The organism is Amycolatopsis sp. WGS_07 (assembly GCF_045278895.1).
Classification (GTDB): domain Bacteria; phylum Actinomycetota; class Actinomycetes; order Mycobacteriales; family Pseudonocardiaceae; genus Amycolatopsis.
The window spans coordinates 5,354,340-5,374,797 of sequence record NZ_CP136053.1 but is presented as its reverse complement, the minus strand read 5'-3'; the positions used below and the strand labels follow the sequence as shown (position 1 = coordinate 5,374,797).

16 protein-coding genes and 1 pseudogene are annotated in these 20,458 nt (G+C 70.6%); 5 read left to right on the top strand and 12 right to left on the bottom strand.

The genetic code is table 11. The features are described 5' to 3' along the window. Positions 1 to 4: 4 nt before the first annotated feature. A complete protein-coding gene (locus RPX00_RS25425; protein WP_406629109.1) occupies positions 5 to 958 on the bottom strand; it encodes a zinc-binding alcohol dehydrogenase family protein in 954 nt (317 codons plus the stop codon). 129 nt (positions 959 to 1,087) lie between these two features. Between RPX00_RS25425 and RPX00_RS25420 the strand changes: the two genes are divergently transcribed. Further along, positions 1,088 to 1,711 (top strand): TetR/AcrR family transcriptional regulator, encoded by a 624-nt coding sequence (locus RPX00_RS25420; RefSeq protein WP_406629107.1) that lies wholly within the window; start codon positions 1,088 to 1,090, stop codon positions 1,709 to 1,711. A gap of 71 nt (positions 1,712 to 1,782) precedes the next feature. Here RPX00_RS25420 and RPX00_RS25415 read toward each other — a convergent pair whose 3' ends face one another. The 3 genes from RPX00_RS25415 to RPX00_RS25405 form a co-directional block, all read right to left on the bottom strand. Beyond that, entirely contained in the window at positions 1,783 to 4,587 is a 2,805-nt protein-coding gene (locus tag RPX00_RS25415; RefSeq protein ID WP_406629105.1) for a vitamin B12-dependent ribonucleotide reductase, read from the bottom strand. 38 nt (positions 4,588 to 4,625) lie between these two features. Continuing rightward, positions 4,626 to 5,117: a transcriptional regulator NrdR gene (gene nrdR / locus RPX00_RS25410; protein WP_037809784.1), complete on the bottom strand. Its 492-nt coding sequence runs from the start codon at positions 5,115 to 5,117 to the stop codon at positions 4,626 to 4,628. A gap of 307 nt (positions 5,118 to 5,424) precedes the next feature. Next, on the bottom strand, positions 5,425 to 6,306 hold the full coding sequence (locus tag RPX00_RS25405) for a LysM peptidoglycan-binding domain-containing protein (protein WP_406629103.1): 882 nt from the start codon (positions 6,304 to 6,306) through the stop codon (positions 5,425 to 5,427). Between the two features lie 770 nt (positions 6,307 to 7,076). Here RPX00_RS25405 and lexA point away from each other — a divergent pair. Beyond that, a complete protein-coding gene (lexA, locus tag RPX00_RS25400; protein WP_067593639.1) occupies positions 7,077 to 7,736 on the top strand; it encodes a transcriptional repressor LexA in 660 nt (219 codons plus the stop codon). Between the two features lie 107 nt (positions 7,737 to 7,843). On the opposite strand, the gene RPX00_RS25395 is transcribed toward lexA, so the two are convergent. From RPX00_RS25395 to RPX00_RS25380, 4 genes are read right to left on the bottom strand one after another with little or no spacing between them, the layout of a single operon-like run. Beyond that, positions 7,844 to 8,209, bottom strand: coding sequence for a hypothetical protein (locus tag RPX00_RS25395; protein WP_406629101.1), 366 nt, complete (start codon positions 8,207 to 8,209; stop codon positions 7,844 to 7,846). Further along, entirely contained in the window at positions 8,173 to 9,183 is a 1,011-nt protein-coding gene (locus RPX00_RS25390) for a hypothetical protein (protein WP_406629099.1), read from the bottom strand. The genes RPX00_RS25395 and RPX00_RS25390 overlap by 37 nt, the downstream gene beginning before the upstream one ends. Before the next feature lie 53 nt (positions 9,184 to 9,236). Further along, positions 9,237 to 10,682 (bottom strand): GTPase HflX, encoded by a 1,446-nt coding sequence (hflX, locus tag RPX00_RS25385; RefSeq protein WP_406629097.1) that lies wholly within the window; start codon positions 10,680 to 10,682, stop codon positions 9,237 to 9,239. 43 nt (positions 10,683 to 10,725) lie between these two features. Next, positions 10,726 to 11,232 (bottom strand): ArsR/SmtB family transcription factor, encoded by a 507-nt coding sequence (locus tag RPX00_RS25380; protein ID WP_406629095.1) that lies wholly within the window; start codon positions 11,230 to 11,232, stop codon positions 10,726 to 10,728. Positions 11,233 to 11,291: 59 nt separating this feature from the next. Between RPX00_RS25380 and RPX00_RS25375 the strand changes: the two genes are divergently transcribed. Continuing rightward, positions 11,292 to 12,545: an MFS transporter gene (locus RPX00_RS25375; protein WP_406629093.1), complete on the top strand. Its 1,254-nt coding sequence runs from the start codon at positions 11,292 to 11,294 to the stop codon at positions 12,543 to 12,545. Positions 12,546 to 12,554: 9 nt separating this feature from the next. Further along, the gene (gene valS / locus RPX00_RS25370; RefSeq protein WP_406629091.1) at positions 12,555 to 15,056 is read left to right on the top strand and encodes a valine--tRNA ligase; all 2,502 of its coding nucleotides are present in this window, start codon (positions 12,555 to 12,557) and stop codon (positions 15,054 to 15,056) included. Here the strand turns inward: valS and dapF are convergent, their stop codons facing one another. Continuing rightward, the gene (dapF, locus tag RPX00_RS25365) at positions 15,057 to 15,884 is read right to left on the bottom strand and encodes a diaminopimelate epimerase (protein ID WP_406629089.1); all 828 of its coding nucleotides are present in this window, start codon (positions 15,882 to 15,884) and stop codon (positions 15,057 to 15,059) included. 9 nt (positions 15,885 to 15,893) lie between these two features. Then, positions 15,894 to 16,814 (bottom strand): tRNA (adenosine(37)-N6)-dimethylallyltransferase MiaA, encoded by a 921-nt coding sequence (miaA, locus tag RPX00_RS25360; protein ID WP_406629087.1) that lies wholly within the window; start codon positions 16,812 to 16,814, stop codon positions 15,894 to 15,896. A 225-nt stretch (positions 16,815 to 17,039) separates the two neighbouring features. On the opposite strand from miaA, the pseudogene RPX00_RS25355 reads away from it, so the two are divergent. After that, positions 17,040 to 18,354: pseudogene (locus RPX00_RS25355) on the top strand (DUF349 domain-containing protein). A gap of 52 nt (positions 18,355 to 18,406) precedes the next feature. On the opposite strand, the gene RPX00_RS25350 reads toward RPX00_RS25355, so the two are convergent. Then, entirely contained in the window at positions 18,407 to 18,880 is a 474-nt protein-coding gene (locus RPX00_RS25350; RefSeq protein WP_406629085.1) for a hypothetical protein, read from the bottom strand. 13 nt (positions 18,881 to 18,893) lie between these two features. After that, a complete protein-coding gene (gene miaB, locus RPX00_RS25345; RefSeq protein ID WP_406629083.1) occupies positions 18,894 to 20,357 on the bottom strand; it encodes a tRNA (N6-isopentenyl adenosine(37)-C2)-methylthiotransferase MiaB in 1,464 nt (487 codons plus the stop codon). Positions 20,358 to 20,458 lie beyond the last annotated feature (101 nt).

Genomic DNA, 20,458 nt, shown 5'->3' with positions numbered 1-20,458 from the left:
GCACTCACAGGAGGATGACGGTGCGCTCGCCCGGCTCGTCCCGATGCGCCCAGGCCGCCTCGACCTGGTCGAGCGGGAACGGATGCGGGCGCACCGCCATGCCTCCCGCGGCGATCGCGGCGACGAGTTCGGTGAACTCCCGCTGCATGACCTGCGCGTCCACCGCGCCGAAGCCGCTGCCCAGGATCCGGAACGCGTTGGAGCGCAACGCATGCCCGGACAGGGTGATCGCGTCTCCGCCCATGCCGCCGATCTGCACCCAGTCGAGCAGGCGGGTGTGCTCGGTACGCGCTCCGAGGACGGCCCGCATGGCGAGTTCGGTGGGCGGCCCCCACACGTAGTCCAGGACCACGTCGACCTCCGCGGCGGCCTCGGCGAGCGCGGCCGCGGTGGCGTCCTCGTCGGGAAGCAGCTGAACAACCGCGTCCGCACCCGTGAGTTCGTCAAGGCGGGCACGGTTGCGCCCGGCGGCGATCACCCGTCCCGCGCCGAGATGCTTGGCGACCTTCACCGCCGTCGAGCCCGCGTTGCCGGTCGCGCCGTGCACCAGAACCGACTGCCCGGCCTGGAACGGGACGCGGGTGCGCAGCGCGGTCCACGAGGACAGAGCGGGGTTCATGGTGGCGGCGAGAAGCGCGGGATCGGTGCCGTCCGGAACCGGGATGACGGCGTCCGGGTCGATGACGATCCGCTCAGCCAGGGTGCCGGCGCCCATGAGCATGACGTAACCGAGACTGCCGTCCGCCCGGCGGACAACGGCGTCCGCCCCCGCCAGCGCGGGCAGCGTCTTGGGACTCGTGTAGTGCTTGCCGGCGGCGATGCCGCGGGTGGCGGGATGCACGCCGACAGCGAGGACGTCCACCGTCTCCTGGCCAGGAGCGGCCTCGGGAGCGGGAACGGAACGGAAGCGCGGCGGTTCGTCGAAGGACTCCACCAGCGCGGCGTTGATCATGGACATAGCTCGCTTCCCTCCTCTGGCCGCCCTTTAGAAACGGCCGCGTATCTTATAGTGCCCAGCCTACGAGCGCGGGATAAGATACGCAAGCGGGTCTAACCGCAAGGCTGAACGAACGTCGAGGGGGCAGCGGTGAAGGAGCGGCGGCACGCAGAGGGCACGCCCACCCGGCGCAGGGGTACCGCCCTGGAGAACGCGATCACCGATGCCGCCTGGGAAACGCTCGCAGAGCAGGGCTACCACGGCTTCACCTACGAGGCCGTCGCAGCGCGCGCCGGAACCAGCAAACCAGTGCTCTACCGACGCTGGCCGCGGCGCGAGGACCTCCTCGTCGCCACCCTCGCCCGGCACTGGAACCCGCTCGACCTCCCGGACACCGGCAGCCTGCGCCAGGACGCCCTGGCCCTCCTGCGCACGGTCAACGCCGAGCGAGCCCGCCTGGTGATCCTCCTGCGCATCCAACTGGCGGACTACTTCCGCGAAACCGGCACCAGCTTCGCCGACCTGCGCGGCCGCGTCTTCCCGGAGGACCAGACGCCGCCCTTCGCGACCATCGTCAGCCGCGCCGTCGAACGCGGCGAACTGCCGGACGCGGCGCGACCCGACCGTGTGGTGAACCTGCCGTTCGACCTGATGCGCCACGACATGCTGATGACCATGGGCGCGGTGCCGGACAGGACGATCGTCGAGATCGTGGACACGGTGTGGCTGCCACTGCTCGGCCTGATGCCCTCTGGTACGCGGGCAGGACACTGAACCATCCCGCCGTAGCTCCGAAAAGAGGGGAAGGCGTCTCCACGCCTCCCCCTCTTCTCTGTGAGGATCGATCAGCTGCAGCCGGAAGTAGCCCCGCAGCCCTCGCAGGCGTAGCAGGACCCCGCGGGCCGCATCTTCGTTCCGCAGGTCATGCAGAGCGGCGCGTCGGCCGCCTTGCCGAGGTGCAGTTCCATCAGCTCGGCCGTGCTGTGCGCGTCACGCGCCGAGGTGTCCTTTGTGGACTCCTGCGCGGGCGAAGCGTCCACGCTGCTGCGCAGCACCTCGACGTCCAGGTTCTGGCCGCCGTAGTTCGCCTCGACCTCGGCCGACCGTTCGTCCGCGGTGAAAATGCCCAGCTGGGCCCGCTTTTCGTACGGCAGGTAGTCGAGGGCCAGGCGGCGGAACAGGTAGTCCATGACGCTCGTGGCGATCCGGATGTCCGGGTCGTCGGTCATGCCCGCCGGTTCGAAGCGCAGGTTGGAGAACTTCGAAACGTAGAACTCGAGCGGAATCCCGTGCTGCAGGCCGACCGAGATCGACATCGAGAAGGCGTCCATCACGCCGGACAGCGTGGAGCCCTGCTTGCCGAGCTTCACGAAGATCTCGCCGAGGCCGTCGTCCGGGTACGAGCCCGCGTGCAGGTAGCCCTCGGCGCCGCCGACGGTGAACGACACCGTCTGGCTCGGGCGCTTCTTCGGCAGCCGGCGGCGCACCGGGCGGTATTCGACGACCTTCTCCGGCTCGGCCTCGGCTTCCTTCTTCTTCGCCGTGGACAGCGGCTGGCCGACCTTGCAGTTGTCGCGATAGATCGCGAGCGCCTTGAGGCCGAGTTTCCAGCCCTGGAAGTAAATCTCCTCGACGTCCTCGACCGTCGCCGACTCCGGCATGTTGACCGTCTTCGAGATCGCGCCCGAGATGAACGGCTGCACCGCGGCCATCATCCGCACGTGGCCCATCGGCGCGATCGACCGGTCGCCGACCGCGCAGTCGAACACCTCGTAGTGCTCGGGGCGCAGGCCCGGCGCGTCGACCACGTGACCGTGCTGCGCGACGTACTCGACGATCGCCTCGACCTGCTCGGCCTGATACCCCAGCACCTTCAGGGCGCGCGGCACGGTCTGGTTCACGATCTGCATGGACCCGCCGCCGACGAGCTTCTTGAACTTCACCAGCGAGAAGTCCGGCTCGATGCCCGTGGTGTCGCAGTCCATCATGAAGCCGATGGTGCCGGTGGGCGCGAGCACCGAGGCCTGCGCGTTGCGCCAGCCGTTGCGGACGCCCAGCTCGATGCCGCGCTGCCATTCCTCCGACGCGAGCGCGCGGACGGCCGCGTCGTTGCTGTGATAGGTGCGGACCAGCTCGTTCGCCGCGGCGTGCTTGCGCATGACGCGCTGGTGCGCCTCGGCGTTGCGGGCGTAGCCCTCGTACGGGCCGACGACGCCGGCCAGCTCGGCCGAACGCCGGTAGGACACGCCGGTCATCAGGGACGTGATCGCGGCGGCGAGCGCGCGGCCGCCCTCGGAGTCGTACGCGTGGCCCAGCGCCATCAGCAGCGCGCCGAGGTTGGCGTAGCCGATGCCGAGCTGGCGGAACTTGCGCGTGGTGTCGGCGATCGGCTCGGTCGGGAAGTCGGCGAAGCAGATCGAGATGTCCATCGCGGTGATGACGAACTCGACGGCCTTCGCGAACAGCGGCGCGTCGAACGTGCCCTCTTCCGAGACGAACTTCAGCAGGTTGAGCGACGCGAGGTTGCAGCTCGAGTTGTCGAGGTGCATGTACTCGCTGCACGGGTTGGACGCGGTGATCCGGCCCGATTCGGGGCAGGTGTGCCAGTCGTTGATCGTGCTGTCGTACTGGATGCCCGGGTCGGCGCATTCCCACGCCGCCTGCGCCATGCTGCGGAACAGCTTCTTCCCGTCGGCGCGGTCGATGACCTCGCCGGTGAGCCGGGCGCGCAGGCCGAAGTCCGTGCCGTTCTCGACGGCGTGCATGAACTCGTCGGACACGCGGACCGAGTTGTTCGCGTTCTGGTACTGCACCGAGGAGATGTCGGAGCCGGAGAGGTCCATGTCGAACCCGGCGTCGCGGAGGACCTTGATCTTCTCCTCTTCGCGCGCCTTGGTCTGGATGAACTCCTCGATGTCCGGGTGGTCGACGTCGAGCACGACCATCTTCGCCGCGCGCCGGGTGGCGCCGCCGGACTTGATGGTGCCCGCGGACGCGTCGGCCCCGCGCATGAACGAGACCGGGCCGGAGGCGGTGCCGCCGGAGGTGAGCAGTTCCTTCGAGGACCGGATGCGGGAGAGGTTGAGGCCCGCGCCGGAGCCGCCCTTGAAGATCAGGCCTTCCTCGCGGTACCAGTTGAGGATCGACTCCATCGTGTCGTCGACGGCGAGGATGAAGCAGGCGGACACCTGCTGCTTCGAGGACGTGCCGACGTTGAACCACACCGGCGAGTTGAAGCTGAAGACCTGGTGCAGCAGCATCCAGGTGAGTTCGTGCTCGAAGATCTCGAGGTCGGACGGACCGGCGAAGTAGTCGTGCTCGGCGGCGGCCTTGACGTAGGTGCGCACCACGCGGTCGATGAGCTGCTTGAGGCTGCTCTCGCGCTGCGGGCTGCCGACCGCGCCGCGGAAGTACTTGCTGGTGACGATGTTGGTGGCGTTGACCGACCAGAACTCGGGGAATTCGACCCCGCGCTGCTCGAAGTTGACGCTGCCGTCGCGCCAGTTCGTCATGACGACGTCGCGGGTCTCCCACGCGACCTCGTCGTAGGGGTGGGTCCCCTCGGTGGTGAAGACCCGCCGGACGGTGAGGCCCTTGTTCGGCTTCTTGTTCTGTCCGGCCGCGGCGCCGGTTCCCACGGTTTCGGTCATGCGGTCCTGTCCCTCGCTCCCCGCGACCCGGTGACGGCTCAGTCGTCGCCGGCGCGCTCGCCTTCCTGGTCCTCCGCAGTTCCCGCCATGGCTTTCCGCAGGTCGGAGATCTCCTTCTCGAAGTCCTCGACCGAGGAGAAGGAGCGGTAGACGCTGGCGAACCGGAGATACGCGACGCCGTCCAGCTCCCGCAGCGGCCCGAGGATGGCGAGGCCGACCTCGTGGCTGGGGATCTCGGCCAGGCCGGCGGAACGGATCGACTCCTCCACGCGCTGCGCGAGCTTCTGCAGCGCGTCGTCGTCGACCGGACGGCCCTGGCAGGCCCGCCGCACGCCGTTGACCACCTTGTCCCGGCTGAACTGCTCGGTGGCGCCGGACCGTTTGACCACGGCCAGCACCATCGTCTCCGACGTGGTGAAACGCCGTCCGCACTCGGCGCACGAACGCCGCCGCCGGATCGCCTGTCCCTCGTCCACCTCTCGGGAGTCGACGACCCGAGAGTCCGCATGCCGGCAGAACGGGCACCTCATCCGCCGATCACCTTCCCCTCCGCGCCGGTCGATTCCTGTCCCAACCGGCCCCTGCCGCCACGCTACGGCCTGGACCGCGGTCACCGCGCGCGACCCCGCGCCTGGTGATCGACTTGTGGACATCCGGTGGGCAACTGCCGGCCGGCTGTGGACAACTGCCGCCAGTCTACCCCTACCTGTGGACCAACTACAGCGGTGTAACTACTAGATATAGGGGTAGACCATAGATCGCCTCCGGGGCGGGCGCAAGGAACCCGAGAGGGTGAAAGCCAGGTTGCGCAAGAGGCGACCGGGTGGTTTGCGGAAATCATGAGCCCGCGCTGTCCGATCCCCCGGCGGGTTGTCCGCCCGAACCTTCGCCCGAACCACTGCCGGACCAGGCGACCGGGACGGTGAGCGGCATGCCGGGAAGCAGCGCGGTGTCGTCGAGGTTGTTGAGTTCCTTGATGCGTTCGACGACCGCGCTCTGGTCCGCGTTCGGCGCGAACCGGGCGGCGAGCGCGCCGAGCGAATCGCCGGGCTGCACGGAAACGGACGCGGTCCGCGACGGCACCGGGCCGCTGGACACTCCCGAGCCGAAGGCGCCGAGCCCGGTCACGATGAGGCACGCCGCGAAGGCGATCGCGAACAGCCACGGCCACCGGACGGACGGCCGGGCCGAGGTCTGGCAGGCAACGCCTCCCCTGCGCCCGGCGACGACCCGAGCCCGCGACGGCGGCCGCAACGGCTCGCCACGCCGCTCACGCGCGGTGCGACCGGGGTTGGCCGGGGCCGCGGGGATGTGCCGGACGGCGGTGCGGCGCGTCCGGCGGGATTCGCGGGCGGGGGCTTCTTCGGTTTCGACAGCGGAGGGGGCCGAGGTCTGGAACCCGGCACGCGCACCGCGGCTGCGCGCCTCGCGGACAGGAGATTCTTCGGCTTCGACGGCGGAAGGGGCCGAGGTCTGGAATCCAGCACGCTCGGCGGGCCGGACCGCACCCCGAACCGAGGCCTCTCCAGCCTCGACCGCGGAACGAACCGAGGTTTGGAATCCCGCCCGCTCAGCGGACCAGATCGACGCCTCTCCGGTCTCGACGGCCGAAGGAGCCGACGTCTGGAACTCCGCCCGCTCCCCAGACCGGACAGCCGCGGCGGATCGCGGCTCGGCGACCGCCGCCGCTCCGGCACCGCCGCCGCGGCGAGCGGGCACCCCGCGAGAACCTCGGCGGGAACCGGTTCGCCCGCGAAGCTCCACCACCTCGCCGGAACCGGCCGCCGCGCCGGAATCCGCGCCGGATCCGGTCCCGGACTCCTCCGGAACACCATCCTTTCGGGTGGCTTCGCTGCGCCCCGCACGCCGCCGCGAACGGCGCGCCGGGCCGCCGCCGGGACCTCCGGGCCCGGGTTCCCGCCGGGACGGAATCGCCCCTTCGGGCTCGGCTCCGCCCTCGGCGGGGCGGACGGCGGGGACGGGCCGAAGCGGGCGGACGAGCCCTCGATCTGCCAGGATCGACATGCCGGAACCTCCTCATGACCTGCGGATCCGTCCGGTCCGAGCCCTATCACCTGCGGCGCAGCGGTCCGGATCGAACAGGCGTTCTATCGAACGTCCGTGCGAAGGTCTACCACCCCGCACCGACAAAATCGAGAGGACACGGCGTGTCGATCGAACAGATGTTTGAAATCGCCGCGCGCGGTGGCTAACGTCGGTGACCAGGACATCTGCCGGACCGGCTCCGGCGGGTGCCGCTGGCCGGGCGTTCGCGGAAAACGCGGGAGCCGGGCCGGCGCACGCGGATACGCGCGGGACGCCGACACGGCGACCGCGGGACGGCTGGAGGCGACGCAGCGTTGGAGAAGGACACGGTGAAGGGCACCGCGGCGAAGGGGGCCAAGACGGCCTCGCGAGGCAAGGCGTCCGCACAAGCCGCACAATCCGCGCGCGAATCCGGCCACGAGAGCACGGGGAAGGTGAGCGCCATGCCGGAGGTGTACGACGTGGACGAGACGCTGACCGTCCGCCAGCAGCAGGTGCTCGACGTCATCCGCACGTGGGTGAGCCGCTTCGGCTACCCGCCGAGCGTGCGCGAGATCGGCGAGGCGGTGGGGCTCACGTCCACGTCGTCGGTGTCGCATCAGCTGCGCGCGCTGCAGCGCAAGGGCTACCTGCGCCGCGACGCCAACCGGCCGCGCGCGGTGGGCGTGCTCGCGTCCACCGACGACAACCCGATGGGCATCGAGATGGACCAGCAGCCGTCCGTGCCGAAGGCGGCGTACGTGCCGCTGGTCGGCCGGATCGCGGCGGGCGGCCCGGTGCTCGCCGAACAGGCCGTCGAGGACGTTTTCCCGCTGCCGCGCGAGATCGTCGGCGAGGGTGAGCTGTTCCTGCTGAGCGTCACCGGCGATTCGATGGTCGACGCCGCCATCACCGACGGCGACTGGGTCGTCGTCCGGCAGCAGCCCGCCGCGGAGAACGGGGACATCGTCGCCGCCATGATCGACGGCGAGGCCACGGTGAAGACGTTCAAGCGCAAGGACGGGCACGTCTGGCTGATGCCGCACAACGACGCGTACGAGCCCATTCCCGGCGACGACGCGTCGATCCTGGGCAAGGTCGTGGCTGTGCTGCGCCGCCTCTGAGCATCGGCTCGCCCTGGGCCCGTCGTGAGTGGCAATGCCGGTAAGAACCGGCGTTGCCACTCACGAGCCCGGACCACGCGGACCCGCACGCCTTGGTTTCGGGGCGTTCACCCGCGAGCTGCGGATGCGAGCCGACTCAGACACGGCGGCGGGGACGGGAGCCGAGCCAGGAGCGGCGGCAGGAAGGCGAGGCGACTCAGGCGCGGCGGCAGGAAGGCGGGCCGAGCCAGCAACGGCAGCAGCAATACGAGCCATGCCAGCCACAGCAGCAGGAACGCGAACCAAGCCAAGCACGGCGGCAGGAACGCGAGCCAGATCAGGCGTGGTGGCCGGAATGCGAGGCGAGACAGCCACGGCAACAGCAATGCGAGCCAAGCCAGCCACAGCGGCCGGAACGCAAGGCAAGCCCGCCACGGCAGCAGCAATGCGAACCGGGTCAGGAGCGGCGGCGTTTCCTGGACAGCAGGAACCACGCCGCCAGCAAAACCACCGCGGCGATGGCAACGGTCGGGACGACCGGGAACCCGTCAGCGTCTTCCGCGGCCGGCTGCGGCGTGGCAGCGCCGCCAGGCTTGGGCGCAGACGCTTGCGGAGTCACCAACGCCGTCGCGTTTTTGATCGCGCGCACAGGTTCGCCGACGCCTTCGCTTGCGGACAGCAAAGTGCCGTCCGGTTCGAACGCGATGGCTTCGCCCTGCTTCTCGTTCGGCAGCGGAATGCGCACCGGTTCTCGTTGCAGCGCGGCCGCGACGTCGCCGTCCGGGACCGCGTACAGATACGCGTCCGTGTAAGTGCGCAGGGCGATGACCTTGCCGTCCGCGCTCGTCGCGCCTCCGGTGATCAGCGCCGAACCGAACGAGCCGACCGGGCCGCCGGGTGTGTCGGTGCTGTGGACGCGCAGGGTGCCGACCTGCTCCAGTTTCGTCGGGCCGGGTGTGGCCAGCGGCGCTGACGGTTTGTAGACCTTCGACGTGCCCAGCAGGTCCTTGGTCACCAGGAACGGCGTGCCGGACTGGTCCAGGATCAGGGCTTCGGTGTCGTGCGGGCCGTCCGGATAGGTCAGCCGATGCACCACTGCCGGGCCGCCGGACGGTTTCAGCTCCAGCAGGGCGACGGTCTCCCGTTTGGCGCGGTTGTCGCCGGTATCGGAGAGCCACAGCGTGCCGTCCTGGCCCCGGGCGAAGTCTTCGACGTCGTACGGGTCCGTCGGGTCGGTCAGGACCTTCTGCACCTGGCATTTCCGGTCCATGACGAAGACCTGCACCTTGGTGCCGCCGTCGTTGATGGCGTACCAGTGTTCGCCGTCGGAGACCAAGCCGGACAGCTCGTTGACGCGCTTGTCCTTGACCTGGCACAGCGTTTCCGGAGCAGGAGAAGCAGGAGCCGCCGCGGCCGGGATCGCTCCCGCGAGCATCAGGACAGCCGTCAGTGCCAGGACGACCCGCACCAGTTCACCTCCGTAGTGCACGGCCCGCTCGGGCCGTGCACTACGAAAGACGTTCAGAGCGCCGAGGCGTTGGTTTCGAACGCCCGAAGCGCCGCGGCCAGGTCGGCCCGCACCCGCACCTTCAGGCGCGTGCCGTCGGCGACGTGCTCCTCTTCCAGCACCTCGCCTTCCGCGTGCGCCCGCGACACGAGTTCGCCCCGCGCGTACGGGACCAGCGCGTCGATCACCGTTTCCGCCCGCGGCAGCCGCTCGGCCAGCACCTCGGCCAGGTCGGCCACGCCCGAACCGGTGCGCGCGGAGATCTGCACCGAACCGGGCAGCGCGTGCCGCAGCCGGGCCAGGGTGACGTCGTCGGCCGCGTCGGCCTTGTTGATCACCAGCAGCTCCGGCGGGAGCGGTTCCTTGCGGCTGCGGGTGATCTCGGCGAGCACCTCGCGCACCGCGTTCACCTGGTCCTCCGGCGCCGGGTCGGACCCGTCGACCACGTGCACGAGCAGGTCGGCGTCGGCCGCCTCCTCCAGCGTCGAGCGGAACGCGTCCACCAGCTGGTGCGGCAGGTGCCGCACGAACCCGACGGTGTCGGTGAGCGTGAACGTGCGCCCGTCGGCCGTCTGCGCCCGGCGCGTGGTCGGGTCGAGGGTGGCGAACAGCGCGTCCTCCACCAGCACCCCGGCCCCGGTCAGGGCGTTGAGCAGGCTCGACTTGCCGGCGTTGGTGTAGCCGACGATCGCCACGCTCGGCACCTCGTTGGCCACGCGCTTGCCGCGCTTGGTCTCGCGGATGGTGTCCATCGCGGCGATCTCCCGGCGCAGCTTCGCCACGCGCTTGCTGATCCGCCGCCGGTCCGTCTCCAGCTTCGTCTCACCGGGCCCGCGCAGGCCCACGCCGCCGTTCGCGCCGCCCGCGCGGCCGCCCGCCTGCCGGGACAGCGCCGAACCCCACCCGCGCAGCCGCGGGACGAGGTACTGCAGCTGGGCCAGCTCGACCTGCGCCTTGCCCTCCTTGGAGCGGGCGTGCTGGGCGAAGATGTCGAGGATCAGGGCGGTCCGGTCGATCACCTTGACCTTGACCTTCTCCTCCAGCTGGCGCAGCTGGCCGGGCGAAAGCTCGCCGTCGCAGATCACCGTGTCGGCGCCGGTGGCCACGACCACGTCGCGCAGCTCGCGGACCTTGCCGGAGCCGACGTAGGTCGCCGGATCGGGCTTCTGCCGCCGCTGGACGAGGCCTTCGAGCACCTCGGAGCCCGCTGTCTCGGCCAGTCGCGCCAGTTCGGCCAGCGACGCCTCGGACTGCTGGGCGGTGCCTTCAGTCCACACGCCGACCAGCACGACTCGCTCCAGCCGAAGCTGCCGGTACTCGACCTCGGTGATGTCCTCGAGTTCGGTGGACAGGCCCGCGACCCGGCGCAGCGACGCCCGGTCCTCAAGCTCCATCTCCCCGACCGAGGGGTCGTAGGGGTCGTTGTCGTCGTAAAAGTCTTCGTGTGTCTGTTCTGTCATCGTGCCTCCATGGTCCCACGTTTCGGCGCGGGAACCGAACGGATTACCTGCTGGGATAGACCGAGACGTACACGGCCGTGCGTTCCGAGGCCGGATCACGCGGCCTGGCCTGGAATTCTTCGAGCAATCCGTCGAGCCGCCGCTTGAACTCCGCGACGTCCTCGGCGCCCACCTGGACCACGAGCCGGGTCGTCTCCGTCTCCGCCAGGTCCGCCTCGGCCATTTCGGCCAGATAGGCCTCGAGCATGGCCTGGTTGACCGAAACAGCGTCCGCGTCCGCGTTTTCCAGCTGCCACGAAAGCCCGGTGGACAGGTACGGGATCTCCTTCGCCCCGCGCGCGCCACGGCGCGGCTCCTGCGGAACGAGAAAACCGGTGTCGACCAGCCGCCGCACGTGGTGCAGCGTGGTCGCGGGGTCGCGGCCGAGCCGCGCCGCCAGCTCCTTGTTCGTCATCGCCTCGAAGGAGGTCAACCGGATGATGCGCAGCCGTATTCCGGACGCGAGCGCGGCCGCCTCGGCTTCGGTGGAGGGACGTCGGTGCAACGGCATGCCCCGCAGCCTAAACAAAGTGATTGACTCTTTCCAATCACTCCGCGACACTCGATCGGGTGCGTCGCGATTCGCTGTTCTTCCACGCCGATTTCCGCCGGCTGTGGGCCGGGGACACGGCGAGCCAGCTGGGGATGTTCGTCGGGGTCACGGCCATTCCGCTGCTCGCCGCCGTCACGCTGGCCGCCACCCCGTTCGAGATGGGCCTGCTGACCATGGCCGAGACGCTCGGCTTCCTGGTGCTCGGCCTGCCCGCGGGCGTGTGGGTGGACCGGATGCGCAAACGGCCGCTCATGCTCGCCGCCGACCTGGTCCGCGGGGTGCTGCTGCTCAGCGTCCCGTTCGCCTGGTGGGCGGGCGTGCTCACCATGGCGCAGCTGCTGGTGGTCGTGCTGTTCGTCGGCTTCGCGACGGTCTTCTTCGACGTCTCCTACCAGGCGTATCTGCCCGCGCTGGTCGGCCGCGAGAAGCTGCTGGAGGGCAACGCGAAGCTGCAGGGCGTGCAGTCGTCGGCGCAGATCGCCGGGCCGAGTGTCGCCGGTGTGCTCGTGCAGTTCATCGGCGCGGCCAGCACCGTCCTGGTCACCGGGCTCGGCTACCTCACCTCCGCACTGTGCCTGTGGCGCATCCGCACCGTCGAGACCCGTCCGGAACGCGCCGAGCACGACCGGCTGGTGCCGCAGATGCTGGAAGGCCTGCGGTTCGTCGTCGCCGACCGGCCGCTGCGCGCGATCGTCGCCTGCACCGCCACGTCGAACCTTTTCGCCGGCGTGGTGCAGGCCGTCCAGGTGTTGTTCCTGACCCGCACCGCCGGGCTGAAACCGGCCGAGGTCGGCGGACTGCTCGCGGTGAGCGGCGTCGGCGGCATCGCGGCCGCGCTGTGCGCCGGTCCGATCATCCGCAGGATCGGGCAGTCCCGGTCGATCTGGCTGGTCCCGGTGCTGTTCTGGCCGGGCGAGGTGCTGGTCCTGTTCGCCGCGCCGGACTGGCGGATCGTGCTGGCCGGGCTGGGGATGGCGTCGTTCGGGTTCGGGGTGATCCTCTACAACATCGCGCAGGTCTCCTACCGGCAGGCGATCACGCCGGACCGGCTGCTGGGCCGGATGAACGCGAGCGTCCGGTTCGTCGTGTGGGGAGCGCTGCCGCTCGGCGGGCTGCTGGGCGGCGGGCTCGGCGAATGGCTCGGGCTCGCCGGGGCGCTGTGGATCGGGACGGCCGGGCCGGTCGCCGGCGCGCTGTGGGTGATCTGCTCGCCGCTGCGGCGCATGCGGGACCTGCCGACGGGCGCGGAAATCGCTGTACCCGCCCCGTAAAGTGCGGGCATGAACGAGAAGATCCCGCACAAAGTCGGCGTCGACGGCCTTGCCGCCAAATGGGTACCGGTGTGGGAACGCGAAGGCGTATACCGGTTCGACCGCGCGCGCCCGGACGTCTACTCGATCGACACGCCGCCGCTGACCGCGAGCGGCTCGCTGCACATCGGGCACGTCTTCTCCTACACGCACACCGACGTTCTCGCGCGCTACCAACGGATGCGCGGGCGTTCGGTGTTCTATCCGGTCGGCTGGGACGACAACGGCCTGCCCACCGAACGCCGGGTGCAGAACCATTTCGGCGTGCGCTGCGAGCCGTCGCTGCCCTACGACCCGTCCTTCGTCCCGCCGGAGAAGCCCGGCAAGAACGCGATTCCGGTGTCGCGGCGCAATTTCGTGGAGCTGTGCCGCCAGCTGACCGAAACCGACGAGAAGGTCTTCGAGGAGGTCTGGCGGAGCATCGGGCTTTCGGTGGACTGGACGCTGGCGTACCAGACGATCGACCCGGCGACCACGGAGATCTCGCAGCGCGCGTTCCTGCGCAACCTCGCGCGCGGCGAGGCGTACCAATCCGAAGCCCCGACGCTGTGGGACGTCACGTTCCGCACCGCTGTCGCCCAGGCGGAACTGGAAGATCGCGAACGCCCGGGCGCGTATCACGATCTCGTGTTCACCGCCGACGACGGCGCTGAGGTGCTGATCTCCACTACCCGGCCCGAATTGCTGCCCGCGTGCGTCGCGCTCGTCGCGCATCCGGACGACGAGCGCTACCAAGGGCTCTTCGGGAAAACCGTGCGCACGCCGGTGTTCGGCGTCGAAGTGCCGGTGCACGCGCACCACCTCGCGGATCCGGAAAAGGGCACCGGCATCGCGATGGTGTGCACCTTCGGCGACACCACCGACGTCACCTGGTGGCGGGCGCTGCAGCTGGAAACGCGTCCGGTGCTGGGCCACGACGGCCGGTTCCGCGCCGAACCGCCGCACGGCGTCCCGGCGGACAAATACGAGCCGCTGGCGGGCAAGACTGTCCACACTGGACGCCAGATCCTGGTGGACCTCCTGCGGGACGCGGGCGCGCTGCGCGGCGAGCCGAGGCCGATCACGCATCCGGTGAAGTTCTACGAAAAGGGCGACAAGCCACTGGAAATCGTCACCAGCCGCCAGTGGTACCTGCGCAACGGCGGCCGCGACGACGCCCTGCGCGCGAAACTGCTGGACCGCGGCGCCGAGCTGAACTGGGTCCCGCCGCACATGGAGGTCCGCTACCGCAGCTGGGTCGAGGGCCTGACCAGCGACTGGCTGATCAGCAGGCAGCGGTTCTTCGGCGTGCCGATCCCGGTCTGGTACCCGCTGGACGCCGACGGCGAGCCGGACCACGACGCGGTGCTGGTGCCCGACGACGCGAGCCTGCCGGTGGACCCGAGCACCGACGTGCCACCGGGCTACGCCGAGGAGCAGCGCGGCGTGCCAGGCGGTTTCGTCGCGGAGGCGGACGTGATGGACACCTGGGCGACGTCGTCGCTGACGCCGCAGATCGCCGGTCGCTGGAGCCTCGACGACGACCTGTTCCGCCGCGTGTTCCCGTTCTCGCTGCGGCCGCAGGCGCACGAGATCATCCGCACCTGGCTGTTCTCCACCACTGTCCGCGCCGAGTTGGAGGAAGGCGTGCTGCCGTGGCGGGACGCGGTGATCTCCGGCTGGGTGCTCGACCCGGACCGCAAGAAGATGTCGAAGTCGGTCGGCAACGTCGTCACCCCGGCGGACCTGCTGGACCGGCACGGTTCCGACGCGGTCCGCTACTGGGCGGCGAGCGCCCGGCCGGGCGTGGACACGGCGGTCGACGAAGGCCAGATGAAGGTCGGGCGGCGGCTGGCGACGAAGCTGTTGAACGTGAGCAAGTTCGTGCTCGGCCTCGGTACCCCGCCAGCGGAATCGGTCGCCACGGAGCCGCTGGACCGGTCCGTGCTCGCCGCGCTGGCAAAGGTGATCGAGGAAGCCACGGCCGCGTTCGAGGCGCTCGACCAGGCGCGTGCGCTGCAGGTGACGGAGACGTTCTTCTGGACGTTCTGCGACGACTACGTGGAGCTGGTGAAGGGCCGCGCGTACGGCGATCTCGGCGCGGAGGCGGCGGAATCGGCCCAAGTGGCGCTGCGGACGGTGCTTTCGGCGCTGGTGCGGATGTTCGCGCCGGTGCTGCCGTTCGCCGCCGAAGAGATCTGGTCGTGGTGGCAGGAAGGTTCCGTGCACCAGGCGTCCTGGCCGGCCGCGCCGGACGTCGACGGGGACGCCGCGTTGCTGCCGCTGGCCGGTTCGGTGATCGCCGCCGTGCGCCGGGCCAAGACCGACGCGAAGGTGTCGATGCGGACCGCCGTCGAAACGCTGTCGGTCACCGCTCCGGCGGACGTGCTCGAAGGCTTCGCTGGAATCGCCGAGGACGTGCGGATCGCCGGGGTGGTGAACACCGTGGCCACCCAGGAGGGCGAACTTTCGGTGGCGGTGACGATCAGCTGATCAAGCGCCCGCGGCGAGCCACCAGGCCTCGTCCAGCTCGCCGCGGGCCACGATCTCGGCCGGCCCGGTCAGCGTGGACTCGCCGCGCCCGATCGTGACCGACACCCGGCCACCCGGGATGTCCACAGTGGACTCGCCGGTGTCCTTGCCGGCGAGGTGCAGCGCGGCGGCCACCGCAGCGACCGTGCCGGTGCCGCAGGCGCGCGTCTCCCCCACGCCGCGCTCGTGGACGCGCATCCGCAGCGCGCCCTCGCCGAGCAGGTTGACGAACTCGAGGTTGACCCCGGCCGGGAAGACGTCGTGGTCGAAATCGGGCTGGTCGCGCAGGTCGAGGCCGGCGATGTCGGTGTCGGTGACCGACACCAGGTGCGGGTTGCCGACGTTCACCGCGACCCCGGAGAACGGCTGCCCGGCCACCACGGTGACCGACGTGCCGGTGATCGCCGCCGGGCCCATCTGGACGGTGACCGAGCGGTCCGGGTGCACGACGACCGGCCGGTCGCCCGCGCGGGTGCCGATGACGAACTCGCCGCCGTCGGCCAGCCCGGCTTCGACCAGGTAGCGCGCGAAAACGCGGGTGCCGTTGCCGCACATCTCGGCGATCGAACCGTCGGCGTTGCGGTAGTCCATGAACCACTCGCCGGCCGACTCTTCGCCGATCGCCTTCGCCCGCACGACGCGCAGCACGCCGTCCGCGCCGATGCCCCGCTGCCGGTCGCACAGCGCGGCGACCCGCGAGGGCGTGAGGTCGAGACGGCCAGCCTCGTCCGGCAGCAGCACGAAGTCGTTCTGCGTGCCGTGGCCCTTCAGGAATTCGATGCCGCCCATGCGTCCAGGCTACTGGTCGAGCGCGGCGAGTACCCGCGCGGCCAGGTCCGCCGATCCGCCGTCGAACCACTGGATCCGCTTGTCCCGCCGGAACCACGAACGCTGCCGCCGCACGAACCGGCGGGTGGCCTGCGCGGTCGCCGCCGCAGCCGCCGCGAAGTCGCCTTCGCCGTCCAGTTCGGCCAGCACCTGCTGGTAGCCGAGCGCCCGCGAAGCGGTCTTGCCCTCCCGCAAACCGCGGCCGAGCAGCGCGCGCACCTCGTCCACGAGCCCGGCCTCGAACATCCGCTCCACCCGCAGGTCGACGCGCTCGTCCAGCTCGGCGACCTCGCGGTCGATCCCGATCAGCACGGTGTCCCAGCGCGCCGGACCCGGTTTCGGCAGGTTCGCGGAGAACGGCTCGCCGGTGATCTCGATGACCTCCAGCGCCCGCACGATGCGGCGGGTGTTCGTGGGCAGGATCGCCGCCGCGGCGACCGGATCGCGCTCCCCCAGCCGGGTGTAGAGCGCGGCCGTGCCGAGTTCCGTCGCCTCCTCGTCGAGCCGGGCGCGCACCGCGGGGTCGGTGCCGGGGAAGCGGAGGTCGTCCAGGACCGCTTGGACGTACAGCCCCGAGCCGCCGGTCAGCACCGGAACCCGGCCGGCGGCGAGAATCCGCTCGATCGTGCTCCGGGCGTCACGCTGATAGGCGGCGACCGACGCGGTCTCGGTCACTTCGAGTACGTCCAGCAGGTGGTGCGGGACCCCTCGCCGTTCCTCCGGGGTGGCCTTGGCGGTGCCGATGTCCATGCCCCGGTAGAGCTGGAGCGCGTCGGCGTTCACCACCTCGCCGTCCAGCGCCAGGGCCAGCTCGACGGCCAGCGCCGTTTTCCCGGTGGCGGTAGGGCCGACGACGGCCACCGGGCGGGGCCGTTGAGCAGGGCTGATCACGCCGCAGAACGGTACCCGGCCGGGGATGGACGCGGGCACGGAGCGTCAAGGAGAAGTAGGATCAACGCTTTCAGGCGGCTCATCCAGTACCACGGCGCGCGCTGAGCTGCTTGAATGCCGCTGGGGCCCCATGCCCCCGGCAGAGCACGACAACAGCGTAACCCGGCCCCGCTCACGCGGCGGGGCGCCCGCGGCAGCGGGCGTACAGGCGATAAGGAGCCTGCGATGGCCCAGGAGAACACGTCCCCCGGCACCCCGGCACCGCACCCGGTGCCGCACGCGCACTGGCGCCGGCCATGCCGCGCCTCCGGTGCCGCCCGCCGAGTCCGCCCCCGCCACCTGGGGCCGGGTCGACGGGGAAGGCACCGTTTACGTCTTCACCGCCGACGGCGAACGCGAGGTCGGGGTCTGGCAGGCCGGCACGCCCGAGGAAGGCCTGCTGCACTACGCACGCCGCTTCGACGACGTGCGCACCGAGGTCGAACTGCTCGAAACGCGCCTGAACTCCGGGGCGGGCGACCCGAAGCACGCGCTCTCGAGCGCCACCCAGATCCGCGACGGGCTCGGCGAGGCGGCCGTGGTCGGCGACCTCAAGGCGCTGGCCGCGCGGCTCGAGTACGTGATCGGGCTGGCGGAGAAGGCGCTGGTCAACGTCAAGCACGAACGCGAGGAAGCCAGGGCCGCGGCGGTCGCGCGCAAGCAGGCGCTGGCCGACGAGGCGGAGAAGATCGCCGCCGACTCCACCCAGTGGAAGGCCGCGGGCGACCGGCTGCGCGCGATCCTCGACGAGTGGAAGACGGTCAAGGGCGTCGACCGCAAAACCGACGACGAGCTGTGGAAGCGGTTCTCGAAGGCCCGCGAGGCGTTCAACCGCCGCCGCGGCTCGCACTTCGCGGAGCTGGACAAGCAGCGGGCGAGCGCGAAGCAGCGCAAGGAAGAACTGATCGCCGAGGCCGAGGCGCTGTCCGACTCGGACGACTGGGGAGCCACCGCGGGCCGGTACAAGGAGCTGATGGCCGAGTGGAAGGCCGCCGGCCGCGCCCCGAAGGACAGCGACGAGGCGCTGTGGCAGCGGTTCCGCGCGGCGCAGGACGCGTTCTTCGCCCGCCGCTCGGCGGTGTTCTCCGAGCGCGACGCGGAGTTCGCCGGCAACGCGCAGCGCAAGGAAGAACTGCTGGTCGAGGCCGAGAAGATCGACGTGGCGGCCAACCTCGACGCGGCCAAGTCGGCGCTGCGCCGGATCCAGGAGCAGTGGGACGAGATCGGCAAGGTCCCGCGCGAACGCATCCGCGAGCTGGACGGACGGCTCAAGGCCGTGCAGGACGCGGTGAAGTCCGCCGAGGACAGCCGCTGGCGCCGCACCGACCCGGAGGCGCAGGCGCGCGCCGCGCAGTTCCGGGAGCGGGTCGAGCAGTTCGAATCGCAGGCCGCGAAGGCCCGCGCCGCCGGCGACGAGCGGCGGGCGAAGAAGGCCGACGAGCAGGCCGCCCAGTGGCGGGAATGGATGGAGGCCGCGGAAGCCGCGGTCGCGGATCGCTGATTCACGAAAGGGCCGGTACCCGCGGGTACCGGCCCTTTTCGCGTCGTTCGGTTCAGTTCCGCGAGAAAGCGGTCCGCATCCACAGCGTCGCCAGGATGATCGTCGCGATCCACGCCACGATCATCCCGATGCCCGGGCCGTCGCCCACCGCTCCGCTGGCGTGCGCGGACTGCTGCGACCAGATCGCCAGCAGGCCGTCGACCGAGGCGAACCAGCCGCCCGCGGCGCTGCACCACGCGACCCACCAGCGGCGCGACACCAGCGCGACCGCGCCGACGAACACGCCGATCCCGGTCGAAGTCACGGCGAACAGCTGCGGGACCCCGCCCGCCTCGCCGGCCAGCGTCTCCCAGCCCGCGCGGCCCTGCGCCCACGGCAGGATCTGGGCCACGAGCAGCACGAACATCAGCACCGAGATGGTGAACCCGCGCCTGCCCAGCTCGACCGTCCGCGCGGCCCGGCGGCCCGCGTCGTCGATCTCGTCGCTCAGCCGCTGGTCGACCTCGGCCGGAGTTCCCTCGCTCATCCTGCACACCCACTCACCGGGGCCGGCTGCGCCGCCGGGCGCCGAAGCCCGGCAGTCCCAGGGTGACCCCGCTCGTCTTGGGCCGAAGACCGGCTTCGGCGTTGTCGCCCGCTCGCGTGCGGCGATGCGTCAGGAGATCGCCGTCGGCGACCAGGTGGTGCGGCGCGCCGTAGCTGATCACGGTCTCCACGACGTCGCCCGGCCGGACCGAGCGGTCGACGGCCGAACCGGACGGCGTGAAGTGCACCAGCCGTCCGTCGCGGGCGCGGCCGCTCATCCGGTGCGTCTCGGCGTCCTTGCGGCCCTCGCCAGCGGCGACCAGCAGCTCGACCCGGCGGCCGACCAGCTTGCGGTTCTCTTCCCAGGAGATCTCGTTCTGCAGCTCGACCAGCCGGTCGTAGCGCTCCTGCACGACCTCCTTCGGCAGTTGCCCGTCCATCTCTGCGGCGGGCGTGCCAGGACGCTTCGAGTACTGGAAGGTGAACGCGCTGGAGAACCGCGCGGCGCGGACGACGTCGAGCGTCGCCTGGAAGTCTTCCTCGGTCTCGCCGGGGAAGCCGACGATGATGTCGGTGGTGATGGCGGCGTCCGGCATCTTGGCGCGCACCTCGTCGAGGATGTTCAGGAACCGCGTCGACCGGTACGACCGGCGCATCTCGCGCAGCACCCGGTCCGAACCGGACTGCAGCGGCATGTGCAGCTGGTGGCAGACGTTCGGCGTCTCGGCCATCGCGTCGATGACGTCCGAGGTGAACGCGGCCGGATGCGGCGAGGTGAACCGCACGCGCTCCAGCCCCTCGATGCCGCCGGTCGCGCGCAGCAGCTTGCCGAACGCGAGCCGGTCGCCGAACTCGACGCCGTAGGAGTTCACGTTCTGGCCCAGCAGGGTCACCTCGAGCACGCCCTCGGCGACCAGCGCTTCGACCTCGGCGAGGATCTCCCCGGGACGGCGGTCGCGCTCCTTGCCGCGCAGCGACGGCACGATGCAGAACGTGCAGGTGTTGTTGCAGCCGACCGAAACCGACACCCAGCTCGCGTAGGACGATTCGCGGCGCGCGGGCAGCGTGGACGGGAAGGTCTCGAGCGATTCGAGGATCTCGACCTCGGCCTCGGCGTTGTGCCGCGCGCGCTCCAGCAGCGTCGGCAGCGAGCCGATGTTGTGCGTCCCGAAGACGACGTCGACCCACGGCGCGCGCTTGACGATGTCGCCGCGGTCCTTCTGCGCGAGGCATCCGCCGACGGCGATCTGCATGTCCGGATTGGCGATCTTGTCCGGGCGGAGGTGGCCGAGGGTGCCGTAGAGCTTGTTGTCCGCGTTCTCCCGCACGGCGCAGGTGTTGAACACGACCAGATCCGGCTTCGCCTGCCCGGGAGCGGGGACGTAGCCGGCTTCCTCGAGCTGCCCGGCGAGCCGTTCGGAGTCGTGCACGTTCATCTGGCAGCCGAACGTGCGGATCTGGTACGTTTTCGCGTTCATCGCCGTCCAGCCTAAACCCCGGCTCCGCCGCCGGACCGGGCACCCGCCCGCCGGGGCGTTATGCGACGGGGTCCGCCCGGAATTCCGATAATCGGGAAATG

What these genes read in the sequence shown, in the direction of transcription:
- lexA (WP_067593639.1), top strand. Translation starts at nt 7,077, where the DNA reads ATGCCGGAGGTGTACGACGTGGACGAGACGCTGACCGTCCGCCAGCAG.
- miaB (WP_406629083.1), bottom strand. Translation starts at nt 20,357, where the DNA reads ATGAACGCGAAAACGTACCAGATCCGCACGTTCGGCTGCCAGATGAAC.
- RPX00_RS25425 (WP_406629109.1), bottom strand. Translation starts at nt 958, where the DNA reads ATGTCCATGATCAACGCCGCGCTGGTGGAGTCCTTCGACGAACCGCCG.
- hflX (WP_406629097.1), bottom strand. Translation starts at nt 10,682, where the DNA reads ATGACAGAACAGACACACGAAGACTTTTACGACGACAACGACCCCTAC.
- RPX00_RS25350 (WP_406629085.1), bottom strand. Translation starts at nt 18,880, where the DNA reads ATGAGCGAGGGAACTCCGGCCGAGGTCGACCAGCGGCTGAGCGACGAG.
- RPX00_RS25415 (WP_406629105.1), bottom strand. Translation starts at nt 4,587, where the DNA reads ATGACCGAAACCGTGGGAACCGGCGCCGCGGCCGGACAGAACAAGAAG.
- valS (WP_406629091.1), top strand. Translation starts at nt 12,555, where the DNA reads ATGAACGAGAAGATCCCGCACAAAGTCGGCGTCGACGGCCTTGCCGCC.
- RPX00_RS25380 (WP_406629095.1), bottom strand. Translation starts at nt 11,232, where the DNA reads ATGCCGTTGCACCGACGTCCCTCCACCGAAGCCGAGGCGGCCGCGCTC.
- dapF (WP_406629089.1), bottom strand. Translation starts at nt 15,884, where the DNA reads ATGGGCGGCATCGAATTCCTGAAGGGCCACGGCACGCAGAACGACTTC.
- nrdR (WP_037809784.1), bottom strand. Translation starts at nt 5,117, where the DNA reads ATGAGGTGCCCGTTCTGCCGGCATGCGGACTCTCGGGTCGTCGACTCC.